Genomic DNA, 24,787 nt, shown 5'->3' with positions numbered 1-24,787 from the left:
ATCCCTCACCACTGTGCGTCGCTGTGTAATGCCGCCTCCAGCAGAGCCAGCTCGGCGGCGATCGGATCCTCCGACTGGGGCGGCGCCGGCGGGGCCGACGGGGCCGATTCCGAAGCCGCCGGTTGCGACTCGGCCGGAGGCGGACCGGCCGGACTCGCTACAGCGGCGGTCGGCGCGGGCGAATCCGCAGCCGGAAGCGCATCCGGCGAAACCGGCGCGGCCGGGGCCGAGGCATCCGAATACGGCCCGGCCGGAGCCGAACCCTCGGTCGGTACGTCGGTGAGGTGCGGCGCTCCGTCCTGTGTCGTGGCGTGGTGCGGCCGAGCATGAACGGCGGCAGTGGCCGGGTCGGGCGCGTCGGGCTCCCCGGAACCGATTGCGGCCATGAGATATTCGGCCGCCTTCTCGACGGTCGGATGGTCGAATCCGAAGGTCGCGGGCAGCGCGAGTCCGAAACCGTCCTGTAGGCGTGAGCGCAGTTCGACGACCGCGAGGGAGTCCATCCCGAGCTGGGTGAATCCCTCCTCCGGGTCGATCAGATGCCCGGCGTCGAGGCCCAGCACCGCCTTCACCTCGGTGGCCGTGAGCTCGCGCACGAGGCCCGCCCGGTCGGTCCGGGCAGCCGCCAGTACCCGTTCACGCAGCGAGGCGGCCGGTCCGGCAGCGGCGGGGGTGGCGGCGATACTTCCGTACCACGGGTCACCACCCGCGGCCGCGGCCAGCTTCGGCCAGTCCAGATCCGCGGCGACGACGGTCGGACCGGCAGCGACCAGATTGCCGGCCAGCAGACGCAGCCCCTGCTCCGGCGAGAGCGGGCGGTAGCCGCGCAGCCGGGCCCGCTCGCGCTCTTCGGCGTCGAGCCGGGCCGCCATCCCGATGTCGCCCCACGGACCCCACGCGATGCTGGTCGCGCGGATCCCCTGGGCCCGCAACAGCGACGCGTACCCGTCCAGATACGCATTGGCCGCCGCGTAATTGGCCTGTCCGCCCGCCCCGACGGTTGCGGTCAGCGACGAGAAGCACACCACGAATTCCGTATCCGCACCGATTATTTCGCGCAGCCGGTGGATACCGCCGACCTTGGGCGCCAGGACCTTCTCGAATCGGCCGGCGTCCAGCCCGGCGATCGTCGCATCGTCGAGCACACCGGCCGCATGCACGATGCCGCCGAGCGGATGCGGCGCTGCCGCCACCACGCCGGCGAGCGACTCGGCGCCGATGTCGGCGGTGTGCACGGTGACCGAGCAGCCGCCGTCGCGGATCTCGTCCAGCAACCGCGCGGTCTCCGGATCGGGTGCGGTGCGGCCGACGAGCACGAGGTGTCCCGCGCCCTGCTCGGCGAGCATGTGCGCCACGCGGGGGCCGATCCCCCGCAGCCCGCCCGTGACGAGATAGCTGCGATCGCGCCGTATCCGCACATCCGTCCCCGGCTGTGCCCGGCGGAGCCGCGCGACGTAGCGATTCCCGCCGCGATGCGCGATCCGCGTCTCCGGCGACCAGCGGTGGATCTCGGCCGCCAGCCGGATCAGCGACGAATCGTCGTCGCCATCCAGATCGACTGTGCTGCACCGCAGTTCCGGATACTCGCGACGGACGACCGTGGCGATACCCCACAGCATGGTCGCCGCCGGATCGGTGACGTCGGCGTCGCCGGTCACCGGTTGGGCGCCGCGGGTGGGCCACCACACGCGGACGCGTTCGGATGCCAGCGCCGGTAGTGGTCGCACCGCCGCGGCACACCGCCGGGCGGCCTCGCCGACGAACCGCGCGCTCTCGCCGTCGGCTCTCGTCAGGCCGCGCAGGTCGACGTAGCCGCGACGGTCCGCCGCGGCGAATTCGACCGGCCACGCGCAAATTTCGGCGTCGGTGGCCGCGCTGCGCGTGATGCCCGATCCCGGCGGGGCATCCGCACCGATCAGTACCGTCTCGGCCGGAATCGCCCGCGCGCGCAGCACCCGCGCGAAACGGCTCAACCGGTCGGGTTCATCGTCGACCACCAGCAGCGAGACCGGCTCGGTGCCCGTGTCGGCCGCCTCGGTGCGCTGCCAGTGTTGCTCGTGGGTGATATCGGCCGTCTTGTGTGCGAGCGCCCGCTCCACCTGCGCCCGGCTGATGCGCCGGGATTCGAATCCGTCCACGGCGACCACCAATTCGCCGGTGGCGCTGTACATCCGGATATGCGCGGTGAACGCCTCGTCACCCGCGCCGTGCCCGCCCGCCAATCGGGCATGGATCCACAGCGGGCCCTCGGTGCGGCGACCGGAGAAGTAGTAGCGGTCGATACTGAACGGAACGTAGATGTTCTCCTGCGCCCGCAGCAGATCGTTGTCGTATTTCCAGCAGCTGTTGAGCACCTGGAACGCGGCCTCGACCAACCCCGCGTGCAGCGGTTCCGGCCCGATCTCCACACCCTCGGGACGGGTGGTCAGGCACAGTGCCTCGTTGTCGCCGCGCCGGATGCTCTCGATCCAGTGGAAGGAGTTTCCGGTGTCGAGCCCCGGCACCCACACATCACGATAGAACTCGAGTCCGGACAGCTCCTGCGGACAGCGGGCGAGAATATCTCCGCGCTCGGTCTCGCCGAATGTCGAATCCGATTCGGCGGGAGCGCTTTCCAGCGCGGTGCGGAACAGCGCCGGCCAGGCCGCGCCCGCACCGGATTCCTCCTCGGCGACGAGGGTCACGTCCCAGCCCGGACCGCTCGGCCGCAGCACCAGTTGTGCGCGGCGGCTGCCGCCGTCCGACACGGCGAACGGATGCAGGAACAACGTGTCCCGCAGCACGTAGGGCCCGTCGATGTGGTGCGCGGCCGCGGCCAGCACCATGGCGATATGCGAGGCGCCGGGCACCACCGCGGTACCGAACAACCGGTGATCGGTCACATACGACGGTGAGTCACAGGCGAAACCGCGTTCGTAGCGAATCTCCTCCGACAGCGGCAGATCCACCGGACGGCCGGGCAGCCCGGTCTCCTCGGCGGCGCTTTCGGCACGGCGGCTCGCTCGTTTCGGTTCGACCCAGAAGGTGCTGCGCTGGAATGCGTAGGTGGGCAGCGGGATTCGACACCCCTGGGCGAACGGGCCCCACGGCGTGGGACAGATGTCCACACCGCTCGCATAGAGTTTCGCCGCCGCCACCAGCAGGCCGCGCGAGAAATCGTGCGGCCCGTCGGCCGCCAGTACCGTGTGGACGCCGTACCGATCGGCGGCCAGCCGTAGCCGGGCTCGTTCGTCGCTGCGACGGCCCAGCACCAGCATCCGATCACAGCCCACGGCCGCCACGCACGAATCGAGCGGTGCGTCCGCATTCGGTGCGTGCGATGCCAACCGCAGGTCCCGGCGTTCACCCGCCCACGCCGGTGTCCCAGCCGCGGCGGCCCGCATGGCGGTCGCCAGGTCGAGGACGCCGGAGATCGTCGCGGCCACGTATTCGCCTGTGCCGTAACCGATCACCGCATCCCAGTGCAGGCCGCACGCCCGCCACATCTGCACCAGGACGTACTGACGGGCCAGCTCCGCCTGCACTCCGGTGGGTTCGGCGCCGCCGAGTGCCGCCGACACCTCCGCGCGCGCCTTCCGCACCACCGCATCGTCGGCGTACCGGTCGAGGAATTCGTCGACACCGGCTTCGGGAGCGTCGCCCAGGACCAGGCACAGGCGGTGGTCCGCATGCTGCTCCGCCTCGGTGAACAATGCCGCCGCGGGTTCACCGCGCAGGTACGCCGCCAGCGCCGCCCGCAACTCCGGCAGCGTGGAGATCACCGCGGCAAGCCGCTGCCCATGATGCTCCCGGCCGAAACCTGTCGTGTAGCAGACGTCTTCGACGGCGACATCGGCATCGGCATCGAGCCGATCGAGGTAGCGCTGCGCGAGGTCACGCAATGCCGCCTCGGAACGCGCCGACAACCGGAACAGTCCGGTCCAGCCCGCGGGTGCGGCGCTCGCGATGCGCGGCGGCGCGGCCTCCAGCACCGCATGCGCGTTGGTGCCGCCGATGCCGAAGGCCGACACCGTGGCGATCCGCGGCCGATCCGACGGCCATGCGCGCGAGCGCGGCGACACCCGGAAAGGCGTCTCGGACCAGGGAATCCGGCTACTGGGCTGGTGCAGATCCGCGAGTCCCGGCAGGACCGCGTGGTCCAACGCCAGAACGGCTTTGACGAATCCCGCCACACCGGCGGCGGTATCGAGGTGGCCGATATTCGCCTTCACCGATCCGACCTCGCACCGGTCCGCGCGCGGACCGCCGAATGCCTCGGTGAGGGCGGCGATCTCCATCGGATCCCCCATCGGCGTGGCGGTACCGTGCGCCTCGACGTATCCGATCTCCGCCGGCGCCACCCCGGCCACGCGATGCGCCCGGCGGATGACCTCGACCTGGCCGTCGACACTCGGCGCGGTGAACCCGACCTTCGCGGACCCGTCGTTGTTGATCGCGGTGCCGCGCACCACGGCGAAGATCCGGTCACCGTCGCGCACCGCGGCGTCGAGCCGTTTGAGCACGACCACGCCCGCCCCGTTGCCGAAGACGGTGCCGCCGGCCTGCTCGTCGAAGGCGCGACAGTGCCCGTCCGGCGAGGCGACCATCCCCTCCTGATGCAGGTAGCCGACCCGATCCGGCACGCGCACCGCGACCCCGCCGGCCAGGGCGATCTCGCATTCGCCGCGGCCGATGGATTGGCAGGCCAGATGGACCGCGACCAGCGAGGTCGAACAGGCGCTCTGCACGGTGACGGCCGGTCCGTGCAGGTCGAGGCGGTAGGCGATCGAGGTGGGCAGGAAGTCGGGTTCATTGCCGACCTTGATCTGATAGTGCTGGGTGGAGGGCAGCTGCGTGAAGTCGTCGGCGAAATAGCGGTGGAAGTAGCTGCTGGGCAGCCCGCCCACGAACACCCCGGTGCGCGGACGCTGCGGCGCACCACCGTAGCCCGCGTGTTCGAGCGCCTCGACCGCGCATTCCAGCAGCAGCCGATGCTGCGGATCGGTGACCTGGGCCTCGCGGGCGGTGAAACCGAAGTACTCGGCGTCGAATCCGGCGATATCGTCCAGGACGGCCGCTGTGCGCACGTAATTCGGCGCGGCGATGCGCTCCTCCGATTCGCCCGCGGCCCGCAACTGCTCGTCGTCGAGTTCGGTCATCGTCGTGCGCGCATCCGCGATGACATCCCAGAATTCGTCGAGATCGGCAGCGCCCGGCACCCGCACGGCCATGCCGATCACCGCGAACGGACCGCTGTGGTCGCCGGCATCGTCGACCGACTCCCAGGCAGCGACCGAACCGGCGAGGGCCGCGGCCAGTGCGGCCACGGTCGGATAGCGGAACAGGTCCGTGCGCGCGATCGAGATCCCGAGCGCCTCTTCCAGTGCCAGGTGCACCCGGGCGACGAGCAGTGAATTGCCGCCCAGATCGAAGAAATTCGCGGTGGCGGGCACCGAATCGCACTCGAGCACTTGCGCCCAGACCGCCGCTATCGCGTCGGAGAGATCGCTCGGTGAGGCGGCGGTCGAGCCGGGCACCGCGACGACGGGCGCGGGCAAACTCCTGCGATCGATCTTCCCGGCCGAGTTGCGGGGAAACTCCTCGAGCACAACGATTTTCGCGGGCACCATATACGCCGGCAGCAGAGTACGGGCATGTGCGCGCACCGCGTCGGTGTCGACACCCGCGGCGGCGGCGCTCACGTAGCCGACCAGTTCGCTCCGCTGCGGATCATCGCCGAAGACCGTGACCACGGCCTCGCGCACTCCCTCGGCGGAGCGTAACGCGGCCTCGACCTCACCGGCTTCGATCCGCAGACCACGCAATTTGAGCTGATGGTCGGCCCGGCCGAGATACTCCAGGCGTCCGTCGGGTAGCCGCCGCACACGATCACCGGTGGCGTACAGCCGTTCTCCGGTCCGCCGGTCGGCCACGAAGCGGCCGATCTCGTCGGCGGGGTCGACATAGCCACGTGCCAGACAGACCCCGGCCAGATGCAGCTGCCCCGGAACACCCACCGGCACGAGCTGTCCCGCGGCGTCCAGGACGAGGGCGCGCACATTCTCGATCGGTCGGCCGAGGGTGACCGCCGCCCCCGGAAGCACCTGTTCGCCGGTGACGTCGACGGCCGCTTCGGTCGGTCCGTAGTAGTTGTAGAGCGCGGTATCCGGCAGCAGCCGGTGGAATTCGGCGGCCACGTCGGCGGGTAGCGCCTCACCGCTGGTGGTCACGTACCGCAGCGAGGTGCACGCCTCGGCGCCGGGCTCGGCCAGCCACGTGCGCAGCATCGAGGGCACGAAGTGCGCGACGGTGATCTCCCGCGCGCGAATGACATCCAGGAGATAGCGCGAATCCCGATGCCCCTCGGCATCACACAGGACCGACTGCGCGCCGTGCACCAGCGGGTAGAACAGATCCCACACCGACACGTCGAACGTCAGCGGCGTCTTCTGTAGCACCCGGTCGGACTCGTCGATGCGAATCGCGTCGTGCAGCAGGCGATTACAGATCGCCGCATGTTCGATCAGCACACCCTTGGGCCGGCCGGTCGAACCGGAGGTGTAGATGACGTAGGCGAGATCCGTCGGCGCGCCGACGCGGGCGGGTGCGGGCTCGGTCCGGTCCAGTTCGTCCCCTACGGCGTCCAGATCGATCGCCGTGACGCCCTCGGCGGATAAGCGTTCGGCGATCTCGGCGTCGTCACACAGCACCACCGACGCCCCGGAATCCGCCAGGATCGTCGCCAGCCGCGCATCCGGATCCGCGGGATCCAGCGGCAGATAGGCCGCACCGGCCTTCATGACACCGAGCGCCAGCACCGGCACCCGCGGCGAACGCCGCAGGCACAGCGCGACGATCTGCCGGGGCCGCACCCCCGCGGCGCTCAGATATCCGGCGACCCGCGCGGCGCGGTCGTCGAGTTCGCCGTAACTCAGCGTGCCCGCCTCGGACACCACGGCGGGACTGCCGGGCCGGCTCGCCGCTCGTTCGGCGATCAGTGCGTGCAGCGTCGTCGCGGGACGGGCCGGCTGCGGCCCGGTCGACCACTCGTCGAGGGCCGCCCGGTCCTCCTCCGGCAGCATCGGCAAGGCCGCGAGCGCGGTATCCGGCTGCGCGATGAACGCGTCGATCAGCATCGCCCACTGCGCCAGCAGCCGCCGCACCGTCTGCGGTTCGAACAGCTCCGCATCGTATTCGCAGCGCAGTTCACCCGCGCCGCGATCCTCGACGAAGACCAGATCGCAGCCGACGACGGCCTCGAGCGCGTCCTCCGCCGCGTCCGGGTCGTGCTCGCCGGTGATTTCGCAGTAGGCGATCTGGAACAGCGGATGGCGATCGAATACCGGTGTGGGACAGAGCGTCGCGATCAATTCGTCGATGTCGAAGCCGGCGCGTGCGGCCGCCGCTCGCGAGCGGGCCGCATCGACCTCTGCGGCCAGCGCCTGCGCCGTGCGATCCGGCTCGACGGCCACCCGCAACGGACTCGGTGAATCATCCTCCGGCGCAATCACTCCGAGTGTGACCTCGGCGTGTTCGGAATACCGGTGGATCAGGGCGATCAATGCCGCCACTGCTGGACCCGACGAGCGGGGACGATGCTCTTCCCGGGCACGCAGGTATCGCTGCACCGGTGCGCGGCGGAAATCGGTGGCGATGGCGATGACGCCGGGAAGAAAGTCGGCTTGCACAGTAACTCGATCCCACTTATCCGGCGCGAACCGGCTCTACCAGGTAATTGCCGATGGCCAGCACGTCCAGTCCGGCGGTGACGAAGGTGTCCAGGCCCTCGGCCGGCGTGCACACGATCGGCTGGCCCTTCACGTTGAACGAGGTGTTCAGCAGGATCGGTGTGCCGGTCTCCTGCCGGAAGGCGTCGATCACCGTCCAGAACCGCTCGTTGCGCTCGCGCGACACCGTCTGCACCCGAGCCGATCCGTCGACATGGGTGACCGCCGGCAGCCCCTCGCGGAATTCCGGCCGCACCGAGGTGATGAACAGCATCCAGGCATAGGTGTCGACCTCGGCGTCCTTGATGTCGAAATACGTGGTCGCGTACTCGTCGAGGACGGCGGGAGCGAAGGGGCGGAAGCCCTCCCGCTTCTTCACCTTCGCGTTGATGATGTCGCGCATGCGCGGATGGCGCGGGTCGCCGAGAATGCTGCGATTGCCCAGGGCGCGCGGACCGTATTCCAGACGTCCCTGAAACAGCGCCCCGATCTGCCCGGCGGCCAACCGGCGGCCCAATTCGGCGGCGAGCGCCGCGAAATCGTCGAATCGGGTTGCGGTGCAATCGGTCCGGCCCGCGAGTGCCGCCGCGATCTGCTCGTCGGAGTATTCCGGGCCGTTCAGCGGTGTCGCGATACCCGCGATCGGGGCGGCCCCCTCGCGCTGGTGGTGCACATACAGCGCCGCACCCAGCGCGGTGCCGTCGTCACCGGCGGCGGATTGGATGAACATGCGCTTGAACTGGCGGCTGCGCAGAATCACGCCGTTGGCCGTGCAGTTGAGCGCGACCCCGCCGGCCATGCACAGATTCTTCGCACCGGTCTGTTTGCGGAAGTACCGCAGCGTGTGCAGCAGGGTCGCCTCGAGCGCCGCCTGCAGGGCGGCGGCGATATCGCGGTGGTGGTCGGTCAACTCGTCGTCGGGGCCGCGGGCCGGGCCGAAGATCTCCTCGATCGCTTTCAGTGTGCCGCGGTAGGTTTCCCGGTCCAGATCGGTTTCGTTGCGGTACAGGATGGGAATCGTGAAAGTACCGTCGGGCCGCAGATGAATGAGATCCATCATCGCCGCGAAGTGTTTGCGGTGGTCACCGTAGGGCGCCAGCCCCATGATCTTGTACTCGTCGAGGCCGAACGCGAAGCCCAGATAGTAGGTGAAGACGCCGTAGAGAATTCCGAGGGAATTCAGTTCCGAGACCGTCGCGATCGGTTCGATGCCCGCATCCGTTCCGAGCGCGACGGTCGCGCTGTGCTGCTCCCCCATGCCGTCGGCGACGAGGACCAGCGCCGAATCGAATCCGCTGGGATAGAACGTGCTGGCCGCGTGGGCAAGGTGATGCGGTACCTGCACCAGCCGGTCGTCCCAGTCGCCGCCGAAGGTCTCGGTGAGTTTGTCCAGCAGCACCTGCCGGGCGAAGACCTCGCGGAACCGCGCGCGTCCGAGTTCGCTGTGTTCGAATTCGGCTCGCAGCGGCTCGTAGGAGAAACCGTGGGCGAGCACGTCGAGCGAATCGACCGAGATTCCGGCTCGTTCACAGCCGAATCGGATGGCGTGTTCGGGAAAGGCGCCGGTCGCCTTCTCCCCGGTGAACCGCTCCTCGGCCACCGCGCTGACCAGCTCGCCGTCGTGCAGCAGTGCCGCCGCGGAATCGAAGCCCTGGGTGATGCGGTAGTCGCGCCACTCCAGCCCCGGGAAGCGGGCCTGCTTGAACGGCACACTGTTGTGCAGACCGCTGATCCCCATGATCGATTTCGGTTGCGCGGCTGGTGTTCTCACCATGGCGGAGGCTCACAATCTTCGTGCCCGCGGACGTTTGCGGGCGAAATACTGGCTGGTCGCATACAGTTCGACGGCGATGTCGGTATCCGGGACGACGCGCTGCAGGAAGGCGCGATGGGCATCGATGGCCGCCGGATCGGCGCCGGCGTGTTCGAGGTAGGCCGGCACGCACTGTTCGAATCCCAAGGCGTGCAACATCTTCGCCTCGGGCATAGCCGAGACCGGCTGGAAGCGGTCGCGACGCGCGATGATGAAGCCGGCCTCGGTGAGCAGCTGTGGGGTGCGCTCGTAGATGTCGTGGGCGGCGCCGCGCGCCCGGCCGAGGGCGAACCACCACTCCCGCCACAGATCCGCGGCGGGATCGTCGGCGGGCACGAATCGCAGCGCCCCGACATCGGACATCTCCAGCAGCAGCGCGCCGTCGTCGGCGAGCATGCGCTCCATCGCGGTGAGCGCGGCGGCGGCGTCGGCCACGTGCATCAGCAGAAAGCGGCTGTACACCCAATCGACCGAACCGGGTTCGAGCGGTGCGTCTTCGATGCGCGCGTGCACGTAGCGCACCTGCGGCAGATCGCCCACCAGGCGGCGCGCGATCTCGAGCTGTTCGGCGGAGGCGTCGACGGCGTAGACGACGCCGTCGGGTCCGACCCGCTCGGCCAGCCAGGCCGTCATCGCGCCGTGCCCGCAGCCGATATCGGCCACCGTCGCGCCGGCGCAGAGCCCGACCGATTCGAGGAAGGCACGCGAACTCGGGTTGTAATGCTGATCGAGCAGGGCCAGGCGCGCCGCGTCGCGATCGCCGACGGCCATGCTGTAGGTCATCGCTGCAGCCATATCGGATTCGTCTCTCTACGAACGCGCGGCCGGTTCGTGCTCGAGTGTGGAGGCCCACTGCAGGCTGTGCGCCCGCTCGGGGTCGGGCAGCAGATAGCACCCGTCCTGGCGCGGCCGGCGGCCCGGCGTCACCAGACCGACCGGCGGCCCGGCGCCGAAATCCAGCCAGGAGGCGGGGATCCGGGACAGATTGCTGACCAAAAAGCCCGACTGCGGCGGATATCCCCAGACCCGGTCGAGTCCCGCGATGCCGTGCACCTGCAGGAACGCCTCGAGTTCGGCGATCGCGTCGTCGATGCGTCCGGGCGCGGTGGCGATCGCGTCACGCACCCAGCCGGCGATCTCCGGCACCGAGGCGTTGCGGACGCGCTCGGTCTCGACATCGATCAGCACCTGCACGAAGGCGTTGCCGAAATAGGTCGGGCCGAGTTCGCGGACGAAGCGGCGGATGTCGACCGGGCAGGCCAGGGTCACCAGGTCGGTGTCCTTGGTCGCGGCGTAGTCGCGAAACAGGCCCGCCGCCACCAGATCCGCGGTCGACAACCCCGAAACCTCGGCTTGCGCCTCGCATTCGGCGAGATCCAGCCGACCGGTGTGGACGTCGAGCTCGGGCAGTTCCAGATCCGGCTCGACCGTCACGAATCCCGCCCGGCGCAACGCGTCCGGATCGACGCTGTCGCGGTCGCGTGCCTGCGGGCGGGTGAGCACCTCGCGGTCGCAGCGCGGCGACAGGAAGCGAGCGCCGCGGGCCCGGGCCGCCCAGGCCGCCAGGAAGAAGAACATGCCGTAGCCGTCGGCCAGGCCGTGCGACATCGACAGCCCGACGGCCGTGCGGTCGCCGCGGGTCACCACCCGCCCGCGGGCGAGCACATGCCCCACTCCGATCTCGACCGGATCGAGGCATTCGCTCAGCGGCACGGTGGATTCGGCGACCGTGGCCCGGATCGCGGGGCGCGGGTCGTCGACATCCATCGCCAAGGTGCGCTCGTCGAGTTGCACCAGCGCCGCGTCGGCGCCGACGAATTCGCGGGCCGTCTCGATATAGGCCTCGACGATCCGATCGGCGTCGAGCACCTCGCCGAACTCCACCACGAACTGCAGCGGACCGGCCATATTCGCCGTCCACATGTGGTCGACGGTCGACAGCGGTACCGGCGCCATCGTCAACTCCTCTCCAGGGCGTCGAATTCGCCCTGCAGCAACTGGTTCCACATCACCCGCCGCCGCGGCTTGCCGCTGGTGGTGCGCGCGATGAGTCCCCGGTCGCCGATGAACAACCGCAGCGACGTATCCGTTCCCAGCTGCCCGGCCAGGACCTGCCGTAGCCGCACGGCCTCGACCGGCTTGTCCTCGACCAGCACGGCGACGCGTGCGGCGCCGAAGGCGTTGCCGGCCAGCGCGACCACTCGGTTGGCGGGCACGCCGAAGGCCTCCACCACGGCCGCCTCGATGTCCTCGGCGTAGATCGTGCGGCCCCGCACCTTCACCGCGTCGCCGACCCGGCCGATCGGATACAGCTGCCCACCCACCAGCAGCCCCGCATCACCGGTCGCCAGAGCACCGTCCTCGGCACGCGACAGATCGCGGGTGCCCTCTGCCGTCTGGTATTCCCGGGCGACGCTCGGGCCACCGACGATCAATTCGCCCGGCGCTCCGGCATATTCGTCGGTCGCCGCGGTCCGCACCGTCACTCCGTCCAGCGGTGCGCCACACCCGACCAGCCACCGCCGGCCGTCCTCGAGCGGCGCCGACATCAGCTCGAACGGGCCGTCCACGGCGCCGGTTTCGGGGGTCACCGCGGCGGCCTGCACCGGCTCCGACGGCCGTAGGCCGGAGACCGCGAGCGTGCCCTCGGCCAGCCCGTAGGCGGGACACGGTGTGCGCGAATCGAATCCGTAGGGCGCCAATCGCTCGGCGAATCCGCGCAGAATCGCCGGATCGATCCGTTCGGCGCCCACGATCATCACTCGCCAGGGATCGAAATCCATTCCGGCCAAGGCCTCGTCGGTCATCTTTCGCAGCAGATACGCCAGCGCGAAGTTCGGCGTCGCGGTGATCGTCGCTCCGTCGCGGCCGAAACAGGACAGCCACGACAACGGGTCCCGAATGAAATCGATCGGCGTCATGGCCTGAATGTCCAGATTCAGAATGGTCGGCGTGATGATGCAGCCGATCAGGCCCATATCGTGATACGGCGGCAGCCAGGTGGCGATCCGGTCAGTCGGGCGAAACTCCAGCCACCGGTCGATCGCGGCGCAATTGGCCTCCAGATTCGCCACCGATACCCGGACCGCTTTGGGCGAACCACTACTGCCGGAGGTGAATTGGAGCAAACCGATGCGGTCCGGCGCACACCCCGGCAGTTCGGTCACGGCGGGAGTCGCATTCGACGTGCCGACAATCGTGACCCCGCCCACGGATTCGAGCACCGGATGAACCACTCCGGCGAGTTCCTCCGCCACGATGATCGCCGAGGGAGCGGCCGCGGCCAGCAATGCGGACAGTTGCTGCCGATACGCCGACTCGTTCTGCAGTGGTAGTGGCGGCGCCAGCGGATTGGGAGTGGCTCCCGCGGCCAGCACGCCGAAGAAATTCGTCATGAATCGTTCCGGGGCCGATTCCACGATGGAAACCACCGCACCCGGACGTACCCCGGCCTCGATACAGGCCGCGGCCACCCGTCGCACCTGTTCACTCAACCGGGGATAGGCGATGCGGCGCCAATCGCCGTTGTCGGCGATGGTCCAGCCTCGTTCCTCGCCGTCGTAGGCCAGCCAGTCGAGCAATCCGGTCATGGCTGTTTCGCCCGCAGCGCGTCACACACCATCTGCTCGATATCGCCGACGGTCACCACATTCGTCGCACCGGAATCGCCGCCGGCGTCGATGCCGAAACGCACCTGCAGGCCGAGCGCGAGTTCGATCAGGGCCAGCGAGTCGTAGCCCAGCTGTTCGGCCAGCACATCATCGGAGGCCAATTCCGCCGAAGGCTGGGGGGCGTGCCGACGGACCAGTTCCCGTACCTGGTCGCGCACTTCATTTTCGTCCACGAAATGCTCCCGAGTTGTTTTTTTTCATCGAACGAGGTACGTGATGGGATGTGATTCACCGTGCAGATCGGCATATTCTCCCGCGGCTGCCGCACAGGATTCCCGCCAATTCTCCGTGAGTTCCGAAATGGTGTCCGAAGGAATTCCGATCGACGTCATTCTCCGGCCGAGAGAACTCTCCGCGAATTCCCATTGCTCCTGAAGTATTTCGGCGCGTTTCCGCAACACCGGCACCAATCGCGGAAATGGATCACGCGTTTCCGGATCGACCAATGTCCGGGCGGCCGCCGGAATATGTTTGCGAATCATCGCGACAATATGGTCGCGCTGTCCGCCGCGCACTCCGTTGCGCAATGCCAGCACACCGAAGGAAATATGCCGCGATTCGTCGCGGGCGACATTCGTGATACCGGTCCGCAGAATGTCGAAGCGTGGCAGCGCCCGCACGGTTCCCAGCACGGTGTGCAGACCGGTCATCGCCACCGCACCCTCGACCAGCAGGTGGTAGACCACCACGCCCTCGTACCAGGCGGCGATGTCGCCCGGGTCCGCCCGCACCCGCTCGACCGCGTCCACGAGCGCCTTCTCGAACAGGTCGCCCACCCGATCGACGCCACTGACCTGCGATAACTCCTCGTTGCCGAGGGTCTCGGAGAGAAAGGCGAGGTAGCGCCGGAAGAAGACGGTGTGGCGCGCCTCGTCGGCCAGCTGGGTGGCCAGATACATCTTGTAGTCGACCTCGGGCGCGGCGTAGGCCAGCGGCGCCAAGGTCTCGGTCACGGTCGTCTCGCCGACCAGGAAGCGGGCCAGGGTGGCCAGCAGCGGCAACCGCGCGAAGGCAGGCAGCCGGGTCCAGCCCTCGGCATCACGCTCGTATTCCAGGCTCTGCGCCTGCCATTGCTGCATTTCCCAGCGGCGATAGAGATCGAGCGCGGTTACCCGTTCGGCAAGATCGATCTCGATCTCGTCGATGACCGTTGAATTGTTCATCGCGATTTCTCGATCTGTTACGCGAGCAGGCCGGTGAAAATCGATAGCAGAGTGCTTTCATACACGTCGATCAACCCTTCCAACCGCCCAGCTACCCCACGCGCAGCGTCCTCACCTGCTGCGGCGTGTCAATACCCGTGACCACGCATCCGTACCGGAAGGATTAAATCCTTCGATCTTGTGGACAGCGATTCTGCACGGTGCCCGAGCTTACTCCGGAAATAGCTCGCGAGCCACTCGTAACGGGGAGATCACAGCGACAAAAGGTTACCTATGAATTTGCCGCCTTCTCGGCACTCCCGGTGAGTGGACACGGACGTTTCACATTCCGGCTGACAGCCCACCACACCCCACCTCCCCTATGAGATGCGGAGAGTTAGCCACAAGCGCCGATTCGTCCGGCCACAGCCGCGAAAAAACGCCAGGGCACACCGAAACGGCCGCCGCTCGCAGCTCCTGGCTACGATGCGGCGGCCGTCGGCAACCGGCTCCCCGGCTCCTATTCGCCTGCGGCGCGGCGGATTTCACCACCCGCGGCCCGGTTCCGGGTGGCCCGGGCAGCGGCGGCGTCGAAATGTTCCAGATGGTCGAACAGCGGGTCCTCGTCGTCGACGTCGAGCACCACCGCGCGCCGGCGCAGCGCGCGGGCGGCATCGCGATCCATCCCCGGACGACGCTCGGCCCGGACCCTTTCCTGCGCAACGGCTTCGGCGTTCTCGGCGGGGCGCTGCCGCGCTCCGGACAGCCGTGCCGCGCGGCGGCGGCGGATGTCCTCCTCGAAGCGCACCTGCCGCCGCAGGTAGGCCAGATAGCCCCCGAAGGCCACCACCGAAAGCGCACACCCCCACCACAGGGTCGCGCTCACGGCGATCGCGAAGGCGCCGAAAAGCAGTGTGCTCAGGATCAATCCGAGTGCGGTGCGCTGCCGGAAGCGATACCGGGCCGCGCGCGCGATGGCGTCGGCCTCCGGATCGAACCCGCCACGGCCACGCCGGGAGGGGACGAAATCGCGTGCGGCCGATCCGGGTTCGCCGTCGGCGCCGTCGTCGAGATCATCGAGCTCGTCGTCCGGATCCACATCGCCGCGCCGGGCCGGAACAGCCGCGTTCGGTGCGGGTGGGATGCGGGCCATGCTCGCCTGCGGGCGATCCTCGGTCTCGGCGGCGGCCGGGACGTCGTCGGCCTCTTCACCTTCCTCGGCATCGTCTGGATCGTCGGCGCGGGCGTCTCCGGCGAGATCGCCGTCGCGATCGACTTCGCCGAAGTCGTCGTGCTCGTCGCCCGGCTCGGCATCGACGGCGTCGCCGGGGGTTTCACGGGCGTGCTCCTCGCCCCCGTCGGCGCGACCGGGCGGATCACCGGCGCTCCGGTGTGCCCGCGTCACCTCCGATTCGGCGCGCTCGGGTGCGTTCCGGTCGTCCTCGATGACGGGCTCATCGGCCGATGTCGTCATCCGGTCCTCCGCATCATCGCCGTGGGAAAGCCTTTTCTGCCGAGGGGTCGGCACCCAGTCCGGATCGGTCTCATGCCCGGTGGCCGGCCCTTTCTTCGCACGTCGTCTGGTACCACCTCGATGCAGCACCCGGGTTGCCAGGGCCACGTCCGTGGTGCGGCGGATCCGCGGATGCCGATCGGCCAGCATCGGGAACAGCACGAAGACCCAGAGCACGACGAGCGCGATCCACAAGATCGAATTCGGCATCGCGCTCCCACCTCCGTCCCCGCCTGACCACTGTCCCTTCTCGACCGCTGGGCAGGTTCTCGCCACCTGTTTCGTCCTGGCACCGGACGCACCACCGACGTCCGTAGGTTAATGCGGCGTCACAGGAATATCCCGCAGGCGCGCCGCCCACACCTGCCCCACCCGTCACAAGGCGGTCATCACCAGGCCCGGGCGCGTCACCGCCGAAAAACGCCGCGCGACCGGGCCGCTCACGGCGGCGTGGCACGACCCGAGCGGATGAGGCGATCGACGACCGTGCCGGACACCTCCTCGACGGTCATCGCGACCAGCAGATGGTCGCGCCACGCGCCGTCGACGTCCAGATAGCGCCGCAACGTGCCCTCCTCGCGGAAGCCCACATTGCGCAGTACCGCCTGGCTGGCCAGATTCTCCGGCCGCACCGTCGCCTCCACCCGGTGCAGGCCCACGGGCCCGAAGCAGTGGTCCAGTCCCATCGCCAGCGCGGCGGTGGCGACACCCTGGCCGCCGACGTCCTTGGCGACCCAGTAGCCGATCCAGGCCGAACGCAACGCACCCCGCACGATGTTGCCGATGGTCAGCTGGCCGCCGAAGGATCCGTCCACCTCGATCACCAACGGCACCATCGCCCCCCGGCGCGCCTCGGCCTTCAGGCTCGACCACAGCGAGGGCCAGTTGGAGGCGTGATTGCGCGCCTCCCAGCTACCCCGGCCGGTCGGCTCCCACGGCTCCAGATGTTCGCGGTCGCGCAGGCGGATTCGCGACCAGGCCGCCGCGTCCCGCAGCCGGATCGGGCGCAGGGTCACTCGCCCACCCGCGACTCGAACCGGACCGAGATGTGCGGGCCAGCCCGGATGCTGGGCGGCCCGGAATACGTTCATGTCCACAGATCACCCGCGCTGTGCGAGAAATGCGACCTGGACCTCGTCACCGGTGCGAATATCGGTGACCTCCGGGTCGATGACGATCAGGCTGTTGGCCTCGGCCAGGGTCGAGAGCAGATGCGACGAGCCGTTCACCCCCAGCGGCTGCACCAGGTATTCACCGGTCTGCTCGTCGCGCATCAGTTGGGCGCGCAGGTAACCGCGACGGCCCTCCATCGAGGTGATCGGCATGATCGTGCGGGCCCGCACCACGCGGCGCATCGGATGCCGGCGGCCCAGCGCGATCCGGATCAGCGGCCGCACCATGATCTCGAAAACGACCAGGGCGCCAACGGGATTCGACGGGAGGAGGAAGGTCGGCACCTCGTCGCGGCCGAGCCGGCCGAAGCCCTGTACCGAGCCCGGATGCATGGCCACCCGGTCGATCGTCAGCTCACCCAGCCCCTCCAGGGCCTCGCGGATCTGCTCGGAGGCCCAGCCGCCGACCGCACCCGCGATCACGACGACCTCCGAACGCACGAGCTGTCCCTCGACCACATCGCGCAGGCGCTTGGGATCGGCGCTGACGATGCCGACCCGATTCACGTCGGCGCCGGCGTCGCGGGCGGCGGCGGCGAGCGCGTAGGAGTTCACGTCGTAGACCTGTCCCGGGCCGGGCGTGCGATCGATGTCGACCAGCTCACCACCGATCGAGATCACCGACAGCCGCGGCCGGGGATGCACCAGCACCTTGTCCCGGCCGACCGCCGCCAGCAGGCCGACCTGCGCCGCGCCGATGATGGTGCCCGCCCGGACCGCGATATCGCCGGGTTGCACGTCGTCACCGATGCGCCGCACGTAATCACCGGAGCGAACCGGCTCGTAGATCTTGATCCGGGCCCGGCCACCGTCGGTGAAATCCAGCGGCAGCACGGCGTCGGCGAGGGTGGGCAGCGGCGCGCCGGTATCGATGCGCACCGATTGCCGCGGCTGCAGTCGGATCGGCTGGCGCGAACCGGCCGCGACCTCGCCGACCACCGGCAGCGTCAGCTCGATGGGATCGCCGTCCTCGGTGCGGATGTCGGCGCCGGCGCCCTGCACGTCCACGCTGCGCACGGCATAACCGTCGATGGCGGCCTGATCGAATCCGGGCAGCGGACGCTCGGTGACCACGTCCTCGGCACACAGCAGACCCTGAGCCTCGGAGATCGCGACCCGGACCGGCCGCGGGGCCACGGCCGCCGCGGTCACCTTGATCTGCTGGTCCTCAACCGAGCGCATGCCGCCCTTCCCCTTTACTCCGACTGATCACCCGGTCCCGCGGTGACGGGACCCGGCCGACCCCGTCGTCACGACGAGATCAGCTGCGGGTTCCAATCCGGAGCAAGCCGACGCTGCAACCACTCGCGCAAGGCGGGGCCGTATTCGTCTCGCTCCAAAGCGAAATCGACCGCAGCACGAAGATAACCGCCAGGGTTGCCGAGGTCGTGGCGCGACCCACGGTGGACAACGACATGTACCGGATGTCCCTCCGCGATCAGCAGCGATACGGCGTCGGTGAGCTGCAGCTCACCGCCCGCACCCGGCTCGATGCGGCGCAATGCGTCGAAGATCGCACGATCGAGCAGATACCGGCCCGCGGCGGTGAAGGTCGACGGCGCCTCCTCGAGCGCCGGCTTCTCCACCATGCCGACCACACGCAGCACGTCGGGGTTCGTACTGTCGGTCACCGGCTCCACGTCGAAGACGCCGTAGGCGCTGACCTCCTGCTTCGGGACGTCGATCGCGCACAGCACCGTGCCGCCGCGTTTGCGGCGGACACGGCTCATCACGTCGAGGACGCCGCAGGGCAGCACCAGATCGTCGGGCAGCAGCACCGCGATGGCGTCCTCGTCGGGGTCGAGCGCCTGCTCGGCCTGGGCGACGGCATGGCCCAGCCCGAGGGGCTCGTCCTGCACCACCGAGGTCACATCGAGCAGGCCCGGAGCCTTGCGCACCTTCTCCAGCAGCTGGAACTTCCCGCGCTCGGCGAGCGTGCTCTCCAGCACCAGGTCCTCGACGAAGTGGGCGACGACCCCGTCCTTACCGGGCGAGGTCACGATGACCAGCCGCTCGGCGCCCGATCCGGCGGCCTCGGCGGCCACCAATTCGATACCGGGCGTGTCCACCACCGGCAGCAGCTCTTTCGGCACGGTCTTGGTCGCGGGCAGGAACCGTGTCCCGAGTCCGGCCGCGGGGACCACCGCGGTACGGAAGCAGGAACTCACGGCCTGCGTCGCGTCCGATCCGGCGTCAGCTGTCATAAGTGCACACCCTATCCATCGCTCTTGTCGTCGGACCGGCTCAACACCGGCCCGGCATCTGGGAAGCCTAGGCGGCCGCGGCGGCGCCGTCGCACCGAAACGGTGCGGCAGCAACCCTGCCGAGGTCCGCCGCCGGCCCCCGCGACTACCCGTCGGGGAACCGGCCGCAACCATGGTTTCACTGCGTTACCAGCGTGTTCGCGATACCGCGTCGGGTCAGCGATTCCCCGACGAGGGCACCTGGAAACACGGGAGCGGGCAAACTCACCGTTCGCCCACCTAGGGTGAGCCTGTGGAGATCGCCGGTCAGCGGGACAAGGGGCGGTGGCGAGCGGGATTGCTGGCCGCCCGGGCGGCGGTGCCGCCGGAGGTCAGGGCCGCGGAGGCCGACGCCCTGGCCCGTTCCGTGACGCGGGTCCTGGACATCGACCGGTCGCGTATCGATGGGTCAGGTGGCGAGCGGCGCCGCCCGGCGGGCGGATCCGGCTCGAGTGCCCCGGGCTCGGAGTGGGTGGCCGGGTATCTCCCGGTCGCGGGTGAACCCGGTTCGGTGGCGATGCTCGACGCGCTGCGGGCCGCGGGGGCTCGGGTGATGGTCCCCGTGACCGGACCGCCCGGACCACTGGACTGGGCGGAGTACACCGGAATCGAGGGGCTGCGGCGCGCCCGCTACGGCCTGCTCGAGCCCGAGGGACCGCCGCTGGGCGTGGCGGCGATCGAGTGGCCGGAGGTGATCGTGATACCGGCGCTCGCCGTCGATCGGCGCGGCGTGCGGCTGGGACGAGGCGCCGGCTACTACGACCGGACACTGCCCGCGGCGCGACCGGACGCACGCCTGGTGGCCGTCGTCCGGGACTCGGAACTGCTGGATGTGTTGCCGGAGGAACCCCACGATCGGCGGATGGGGTGGGCCTTGCTGCCGGAGGCCGGGCTGTGCACGCTCGACGCGGACGATCGCCGGATCGACGTCCGCCCGGTGCCACGGTGAGAGCGAGACCACCGTGCCGGCGCCCGACCGCACCGGCACCATGGGAATCAATACCGGATTGGCACTGTTGGCACTGTCGGCTGTAGAGTGCTAAAAGACGAAAACCGTGGAGGTTCGCAGGTGCCTACTTACTCGTATCAGTGCACGCAGTGTGGCGACAAGTTCGACATCGTGCAGTCGTTCTCCGATGACGCCCTGACCACCTGCGAGAAGTGCAACGGCAAGCTGCGCAAGCTGTTCAACTCGGTCGGCATCGTCTTCAAGGGCAGCGGCTTCTACCGCACCGACAGCCGCAACGGCTCCTCGTCGGCCAGCGAGCCCGCCGCGAAGTCGAGCGAATCCAAGTCGAGCGATTCGTCCGCCTCGAGCAGCTCGGGTTCCTCGTCGAGCTCCTCGTCGACCAGCACCGCCGTCGCCTGACCCGGCCCGCAATCGGGCGGCCACGGACCGCCCGGTCGGCCACTGTCTTCTGTCCGCGCCGGTCTCCGGTTGTCCACAGCCTCTTCGTTATCCACAGAGAAGTTCTGACCTGCTCTTTTCCGGGATGACCGAGCTGCTGCGGCCCCTACGGTGGCCGGTATGCGGACCTTGCGATTCGATCGTCTACGCCCCCTCGACGCCGATCTCGGCCGTGCTCGCGGCACCGAATTCCTGTCCCGGATACGGCCACCCTGGCTCGACGTGACGCTGATACGGCGCCTGTCGGCCGTCGGACTGGCCGCCGCCGCGGCCGTCGTCGCCCTGCGCGGCGACCCCGCCGGGCATCGCACGCCGGTCGTCGTCGCGGCGCGGGATGTGGCACCCGGACAGGTGCTGTCCCCCGCGGATCTGCGGGGCGCGAACCTGCCACCCGACGCGATACCGGACGGCGCCGTCACCGATCCCGCGAAACTGCTCGGCGCGACCTCCACGGGCGCCGTGCACGCCGGGGAAATACTGACCGATCTCCGGATCGTCGGCCCGCGGCTGGCAGCCGCGGCGACCGGTGTGCCGAATGCCCGGATCGTGCCGATGCGATTGGCGGACAACGCCATTGCCGATATTCTTCGGCCCGGCGACCGGGTGGACGTGGTCGCCGCGGAAGAGACCGGCGGCCACGGCGATCCGGATACGGTTGCGCCACGGGGGCGTTCACCGTCCGCGCACACCCTCGCCTCCGATGCCGCGGTGGTCTTGATCTCCGGCGCCGCCGACGCAGGCTCCCGGACCCGAGCCGCCCCCGAACGAATCGTGCTGCTGGCACTCGATCCGGGCCATGCGACCACCGTCGCGGCCGCCTCGTTGCAGACGGCGCTGACCGTGGTGTTTCACTGATGTTCGCTGTGTTCGCCAAGCATTTGCCGTAACTGTCCGTTAGCATCCCGAGTACCTCATTCGATAGCGGAAAGCGATCGCATCGGATGCCACGACCAGACCGAACGGCGAGGCGGGGGCACGCCGGATGAGACAGGAGCCGCAATGCTGAAGGGTTTCAGGGATTTCCTGCTCCGTGGGAACGTGATCGATCTGGCGGTTGCCGTGGTCATCGGTACCGCGTTCACCGCGGTCGTCACCGCCATCGTGAACGGAATCGTCAATCCCCTCCTGGATTTGTTCGGCGGCGCGAACGAACACGGCTGGGGCTTCTATCTGGATTCCAGTAAGCCGTCCACGTTCATCGCACTCGGCCCGATCGTCACCGCCGTGGTCAACTTCATTCTGATCGCGGCGATCTTGTACTTCATCCTGATCCTGCCGGCGGGCCGCCTGATGAAGCGATTCGGCACCGAGAAGGAAGCGGTGATGACCGAGGTCGCACTGCTCGCCGAGATCCGCGATCTGCTCTCGGAGAGCAGCAAGAGCGCCGGCGGCCGGCACGAGTTCTGAGATCGAATCCGCAGGCCGCCAGGGGTATCCGGCTCGGGCTCAGCCCAGGCTGAACGGCTCGCCCCACAGCGTCACCCATGAGATGACGTTGTCGGTCTCGACCTCGACGCTGACGAATGCGCGCGCCTGCGCGTCACCGCCACATCCGGTCAGGCCGATGGTTTCGTCGGACCAGGCCACCGAACCGCTGTCACCCCGGAACTTGTTGCGGGGCTTGTGCACATCCTGGCCGACGTCGTCCTTCTCCTCGATGTCGAGGACATAGAACGACTTCGCCTGGCCCGGCGCGAGAATCAGATTGCCGCCGACATTTCCGCCGGCATCCGGCTTGGCGTTCTCGCCGTCGCTCCAGTCCATGCTCGCGCCGGGACCGCCGTCGACGCCGACACCGGAGATGTCGACCTGGCAGCCCACGGTGTACCCGGGGTAGATGCTGCCGCCCACGACGGTCGTGTCGCCGGACAGTTCGACATGGGCGTTACCCGAGACCCGGGCAGTGCGGTGCACCGCCGGGACAACGATCGCCGGATCGATGGTCGCGGATTCGCCGTCCAGCCGGACGTGCACCACGGTGCCGTCGGACAGCGTCTTGGACAGGTCGCCGCCGGGCAGCGGGACGAAGGTGCCGGCGTTGGCGGCGCCGGTGGAGAACAGGCCGAGCGCGGCGGTCGCCACGGCACCGATGCCGGCGATGCGCGCACCCCAGACCCGACCGTTCGTATTCATATTTCTCTCGTCAGCTTCTTGCGGTCGGCCGCGATGAACGTCGAGATTCACAGCTGCCGACAGGGGACGGTGACATGCCTCGGCATCCGAGGCACCGCAAAGTCCGATTATCCGTGATGTGGCGGGACCTGCGCGCGCAGCCAGTCGTCCCCGGAGCGGGGCAACTCACAGTCGGGGGCGCGCTCGTCGCTGCTGGTGCGCGGCAGCGCCTCGCCGAAGATCCGCGCCAGGCGCGCGGACTCGGCGGCCGAACGGGTGCGCCCCTTCGCCGGGCGTTCCGCCGATTGCGAATCGTCCGGGCGCTGCGCCCCCGCCGGCCGGTCGGTCATACCGCGATTATTCCGCCAATCCGGACAGTTCGTCGACGACCCGGCTCACGAGCGGACCGAGCGTGGCCATGCCGTCGCGAACGGCGTCGCGCGTGCCGGGCAGGTTGACGACCAGGGTGCTGCCCGAGACGCCGGCCAGACCACGGGACAGACCGGCGTCGAGCGAACCGGCCGCGAGTCCGGAGGCGCGCAGGGCCTCGCTGATTCCGGGCAGTTCGCGATCGAGCACCTCCAGGGTCGCCTCCGGGGTGACATCCCGCGGCGACATACCGGTGCCGCCCACGGAGATCACCAGGTCGACCCCGCCGATGACGGCGGTGTTGAGGGCATTGCGAATCTCGATCTCGTCACCGGCCACCGACACCGTGGCATCCACGAGGAAGCCGAATTCGGTGAGCAATTCGGTCACCAGCGGGCCCAGCGAGTCCACCCCGCCGTGCGCGGTTCGATCGTCGACGACCACAACAAGTGCCCGGCCCGCCACGGGAGCATCGATTTCCATATTGCTCACCGTAGCGTCCGTGGGCGACAACCACTCCGGTCCCCCGGGCTCGTCGGCGTCGGGTGTCGGGAGCACTGTCAAAGGACGCGGTTCACGGATCATCGGCCACCCTCCGCCGGTGCGGCGCCGAGGGTCACCTCGACGGTTTTCGGATTCTGTCCCTGTGGATCGGTGTAGGTGACCTTCACCTTGTCACCTGGTTGGTGCGACCGCACGGCGGCGATCAGCGAATTGCCCGAGTCGATGACCTGATCGTCGACGCGGGTGACGATCGCGCCCGACGGGATGCCCGCCTTGGCGGCCGGACCGTCGGGTGTCACGTCCAAGACCCGGGCGCCGTTGACGTCGTCCTGCGCGCGCACCGAGATCCCGATCTGAGCATAGGTGGCGTGACCGGACTTGGTCAGTTCGTCGGCCACGCGACGGGCCTGATCGACCGGAATCGCGAAGCCCAGGCCGATCGATCCGCTCTGCGAACCGGGCATCTCGGAGGCGCCGAGCGTGGCGATCGCGGTGTTGATGCCGATCAGCTTGCCGTTCGTATCGACCAGCGCGCCACCGGAATTACCGGGGTTGATCGCGGCGTCGGTCTGGATCGCGGAGATGACCGTGCCCTGTGAGCCGGCCTCACCACTGGTCGACACCGGGCGGCTGAGCGCCGACACGATCCCGGTGGTGACGGTTCCGGCCAGGCCCAGCGGCGAGCCGACCGCCACCACGGGCTGGCCGACCATGAGGTTGCGCGAGGTGCCCAGTTCGATCGGCGTCAGGTTGGTCTTACCTGCCGCCTTGATGACAGCCAGATCCGACACCGGGTCGACACCGACGACCGAAGCATTGGCGGTACTGCCGTCCTGGAAGGCGACCTCCATCTTCGCGTTGGGACCGGCACCGCTGGCGACATGGTTGTTGGTGAGGATCAGCCCGTCCGAGGACAGCACCACACCCGAGCCCTCGCCCTCCGCGCGGGCGCCCGCGACGCGGATCATCACCACGCTGGGGAGGACCTTCTGCGCGACCGCGGGGACGGATCCGGGCGGCGCGCTCGCCGAGGCCGGATCGACCGGAGCGGGCGCGTTCAGGGCATTGTTGACCGGCGCGTTGTTGTCAGAACGCGTGGCGAGGCTGCCGACCGCACCGCCGATACCACCCGCG

General features: G+C 69.0%; 19 protein-coding genes. 4 read left to right on the top strand and 15 right to left on the bottom strand.

Annotated features, from left to right (window positions below; all coding sequences use genetic code 11):
* Nucleotides 1–5: 5 nt before the first annotated feature.
* The 11 genes from NN2_RS00095 to NN2_RS00045 all read right to left on the bottom strand — a co-directional run bounded on the left by NN2_RS00095 (nt 6) and on the right by NN2_RS00045 (nt 19,221).
* Nucleotides 6–7,667, bottom strand: coding sequence for an amino acid adenylation domain-containing protein (locus tag NN2_RS00095; protein WP_063009144.1), 7,662 nt, complete (start codon nt 7,665–7,667; stop codon nt 6–8).
* A 16-nt stretch (nt 7,668–7,683) separates the two neighbouring features.
* Nucleotides 7,684–9,480, bottom strand: a complete 1,797-nt coding sequence (locus NN2_RS00090) for a carbamoyltransferase family protein (RefSeq protein ID WP_063009142.1) — start codon at nt 9,478–9,480, stop codon at nt 7,684–7,686.
* A gap of 9 nt (nt 9,481–9,489) precedes the next feature.
* Entirely contained in the window at nt 9,490–10,314 is an 825-nt protein-coding gene (locus tag NN2_RS00085; RefSeq protein ID WP_081879446.1) for a class I SAM-dependent methyltransferase, read from the bottom strand.
* 15 nt (nt 10,315–10,329) lie between these two features.
* A complete protein-coding gene (locus NN2_RS00080; protein ID WP_063009140.1) occupies nt 10,330–11,475 on the bottom strand; it encodes an acyltransferase in 1,146 nt (381 codons plus the stop codon).
* Nucleotides 11,476–11,477: 2 nt separating this feature from the next.
* Nucleotides 11,478–13,109: an AMP-binding protein gene (locus tag NN2_RS00075; RefSeq protein ID WP_063009138.1), complete on the bottom strand. Its 1,632-nt coding sequence runs from the start codon at nt 13,107–13,109 to the stop codon at nt 11,478–11,480.
* Nucleotides 13,106–13,363: an acyl carrier protein gene (locus NN2_RS00070; protein ID WP_030515113.1), complete on the bottom strand. Its 258-nt coding sequence runs from the start codon at nt 13,361–13,363 to the stop codon at nt 13,106–13,108. The genes NN2_RS00075 and NN2_RS00070 overlap by 4 nt, the downstream gene beginning before the upstream one ends.
* Before the next feature lie 24 nt (nt 13,364–13,387).
* Nucleotides 13,388–14,353 (bottom strand): ferritin family protein, encoded by a 966-nt coding sequence (locus NN2_RS00065; RefSeq protein ID WP_030515112.1) that lies wholly within the window; start codon nt 14,351–14,353, stop codon nt 13,388–13,390.
* Between the two features lie 499 nt (nt 14,354–14,852).
* Complete coding sequence (gene sepX / locus NN2_RS00060; RefSeq protein ID WP_063009136.1) at nt 14,853–16,055, bottom strand: divisome protein SepX/GlpR; 1,203 nt, start codon at nt 16,053–16,055, stop codon at nt 14,853–14,855.
* Between the two features lie 230 nt (nt 16,056–16,285).
* The gene (locus NN2_RS00055) at nt 16,286–16,936 is read right to left on the bottom strand and encodes a GNAT family N-acetyltransferase (RefSeq protein WP_030515110.1); all 651 of its coding nucleotides are present in this window, start codon (nt 16,934–16,936) and stop codon (nt 16,286–16,288) included.
* A gap of 9 nt (nt 16,937–16,945) precedes the next feature.
* Nucleotides 16,946–18,199: a molybdotransferase-like divisome protein Glp gene (gene glp / locus NN2_RS00050; protein WP_030515109.1), complete on the bottom strand. Its 1,254-nt coding sequence runs from the start codon at nt 18,197–18,199 to the stop codon at nt 16,946–16,948.
* Between the two features lie 68 nt (nt 18,200–18,267).
* A complete protein-coding gene (locus NN2_RS00045; RefSeq protein ID WP_030515108.1) occupies nt 18,268–19,221 on the bottom strand; it encodes a UTP--glucose-1-phosphate uridylyltransferase in 954 nt (317 codons plus the stop codon).
* 292 nt (nt 19,222–19,513) lie between these two features.
* Here NN2_RS00045 and NN2_RS00040 point away from each other — a divergent pair, with 292 nt between their 5' ends.
* From NN2_RS00040 to mscL, 4 genes are all read left to right on the top strand, one after another.
* Nucleotides 19,514–20,209 (top strand): 5-formyltetrahydrofolate cyclo-ligase, encoded by a 696-nt coding sequence (locus NN2_RS00040; protein WP_063009134.1) that lies wholly within the window; start codon nt 19,514–19,516, stop codon nt 20,207–20,209.
* 120 nt (nt 20,210–20,329) lie between these two features.
* Nucleotides 20,330–20,629, top strand: coding sequence for an FmdB family zinc ribbon protein (locus tag NN2_RS00035; RefSeq protein WP_063009132.1), 300 nt, complete (start codon nt 20,330–20,332; stop codon nt 20,627–20,629).
* Nucleotides 20,630–20,788: 159 nt separating this feature from the next.
* Complete coding sequence (gene cpaB, locus NN2_RS00030) at nt 20,789–21,523, top strand: Flp pilus assembly protein CpaB (protein WP_063009429.1); 735 nt, start codon at nt 20,789–20,791, stop codon at nt 21,521–21,523.
* 144 nt (nt 21,524–21,667) lie between these two features.
* Nucleotides 21,668–22,075 (top strand): large conductance mechanosensitive channel protein MscL, encoded by a 408-nt coding sequence (gene mscL / locus NN2_RS00025; RefSeq protein WP_063009130.1) that lies wholly within the window; start codon nt 21,668–21,670, stop codon nt 22,073–22,075.
* Between the two features lie 39 nt (nt 22,076–22,114).
* On the opposite strand, the gene NN2_RS00020 is transcribed toward mscL, so the two are convergent.
* The 4 genes from NN2_RS00020 to NN2_RS00005 all read right to left on the bottom strand — a co-directional run.
* Complete coding sequence (locus NN2_RS00020; RefSeq protein ID WP_063009128.1) at nt 22,115–22,801, bottom strand: MspA family porin; 687 nt, start codon at nt 22,799–22,801, stop codon at nt 22,115–22,117.
* Between the two features lie 107 nt (nt 22,802–22,908).
* The gene (locus NN2_RS00015) at nt 22,909–23,130 is read right to left on the bottom strand and encodes a hypothetical protein (RefSeq protein WP_063009126.1); all 222 of its coding nucleotides are present in this window, start codon (nt 23,128–23,130) and stop codon (nt 22,909–22,911) included.
* Nucleotides 23,131–23,137: 7 nt separating this feature from the next.
* Complete coding sequence (locus tag NN2_RS00010; protein ID WP_081879443.1) at nt 23,138–23,632, bottom strand: MogA/MoaB family molybdenum cofactor biosynthesis protein; 495 nt, start codon at nt 23,630–23,632, stop codon at nt 23,138–23,140.
* Nucleotides 23,633–23,730: 98 nt separating this feature from the next.
* Nucleotides 23,731–24,787 (bottom strand): S1C family serine protease (locus tag NN2_RS00005; RefSeq protein WP_063910619.1); only part of this gene is annotated, 1,057 nt, incomplete at its 5' end.

Origin of the sequence: Nocardia nova NBRC 15556 (genome assembly GCF_001613005.1) — a bacterium.
Classification (GTDB): domain Bacteria; phylum Actinomycetota; class Actinomycetes; order Mycobacteriales; family Mycobacteriaceae; genus Nocardia; species Nocardia nova.
This window is presented reverse-complemented; position numbering and strand designations above follow the sequence as displayed.

Coding starts and splice junctions, on each gene's coding strand:
- NN2_RS00090 (WP_063009142.1), bottom strand. CDS start 9,480: ATGGTGAGAACACCAGCCGCGCAACCGAAATCGATCATGGGGATCAGC.
- NN2_RS00085 (WP_081879446.1), bottom strand. CDS start 10,314: ATGGCTGCAGCGATGACCTACAGCATGGCCGTCGGCGATCGCGACGCG.
- NN2_RS00080 (WP_063009140.1), bottom strand. CDS start 11,475: ATGGCGCCGGTACCGCTGTCGACCGTCGACCACATGTGGACGGCGAAT.
- NN2_RS00075 (WP_063009138.1), bottom strand. CDS start 13,109: ATGACCGGATTGCTCGACTGGCTGGCCTACGACGGCGAGGAACGAGGC.
- NN2_RS00065 (WP_030515112.1), bottom strand. CDS start 14,353: ATGAACAATTCAACGGTCATCGACGAGATCGAGATCGATCTTGCCGAA.
- sepX (WP_063009136.1), bottom strand. CDS start 16,055: ATGCCGAATTCGATCTTGTGGATCGCGCTCGTCGTGCTCTGGGTCTTC.
- NN2_RS00055 (WP_030515110.1), bottom strand. CDS start 16,936: ATGAACGTATTCCGGGCCGCCCAGCATCCGGGCTGGCCCGCACATCTC.
- glp (WP_030515109.1), bottom strand. CDS start 18,199: ATGCGCTCGGTTGAGGACCAGCAGATCAAGGTGACCGCGGCGGCCGTG.
- NN2_RS00045 (WP_030515108.1), bottom strand. CDS start 19,221: ATGACAGCTGACGCCGGATCGGACGCGACGCAGGCCGTGAGTTCCTGC.
- cpaB (WP_063009429.1), top strand. CDS start 20,789: ATGCGGACCTTGCGATTCGATCGTCTACGCCCCCTCGACGCCGATCTC.
- mscL (WP_063009130.1), top strand. CDS start 21,668: ATGCTGAAGGGTTTCAGGGATTTCCTGCTCCGTGGGAACGTGATCGAT.
- NN2_RS00020 (WP_063009128.1), bottom strand. CDS start 22,801: ATGAATACGAACGGTCGGGTCTGGGGTGCGCGCATCGCCGGCATCGGT.
- NN2_RS00015 (WP_063009126.1), bottom strand. CDS start 23,130: ATGACCGACCGGCCGGCGGGGGCGCAGCGCCCGGACGATTCGCAATCG.
- NN2_RS00010 (WP_081879443.1), bottom strand. CDS start 23,632: ATGGAAATCGATGCTCCCGTGGCGGGCCGGGCACTTGTTGTGGTCGTC.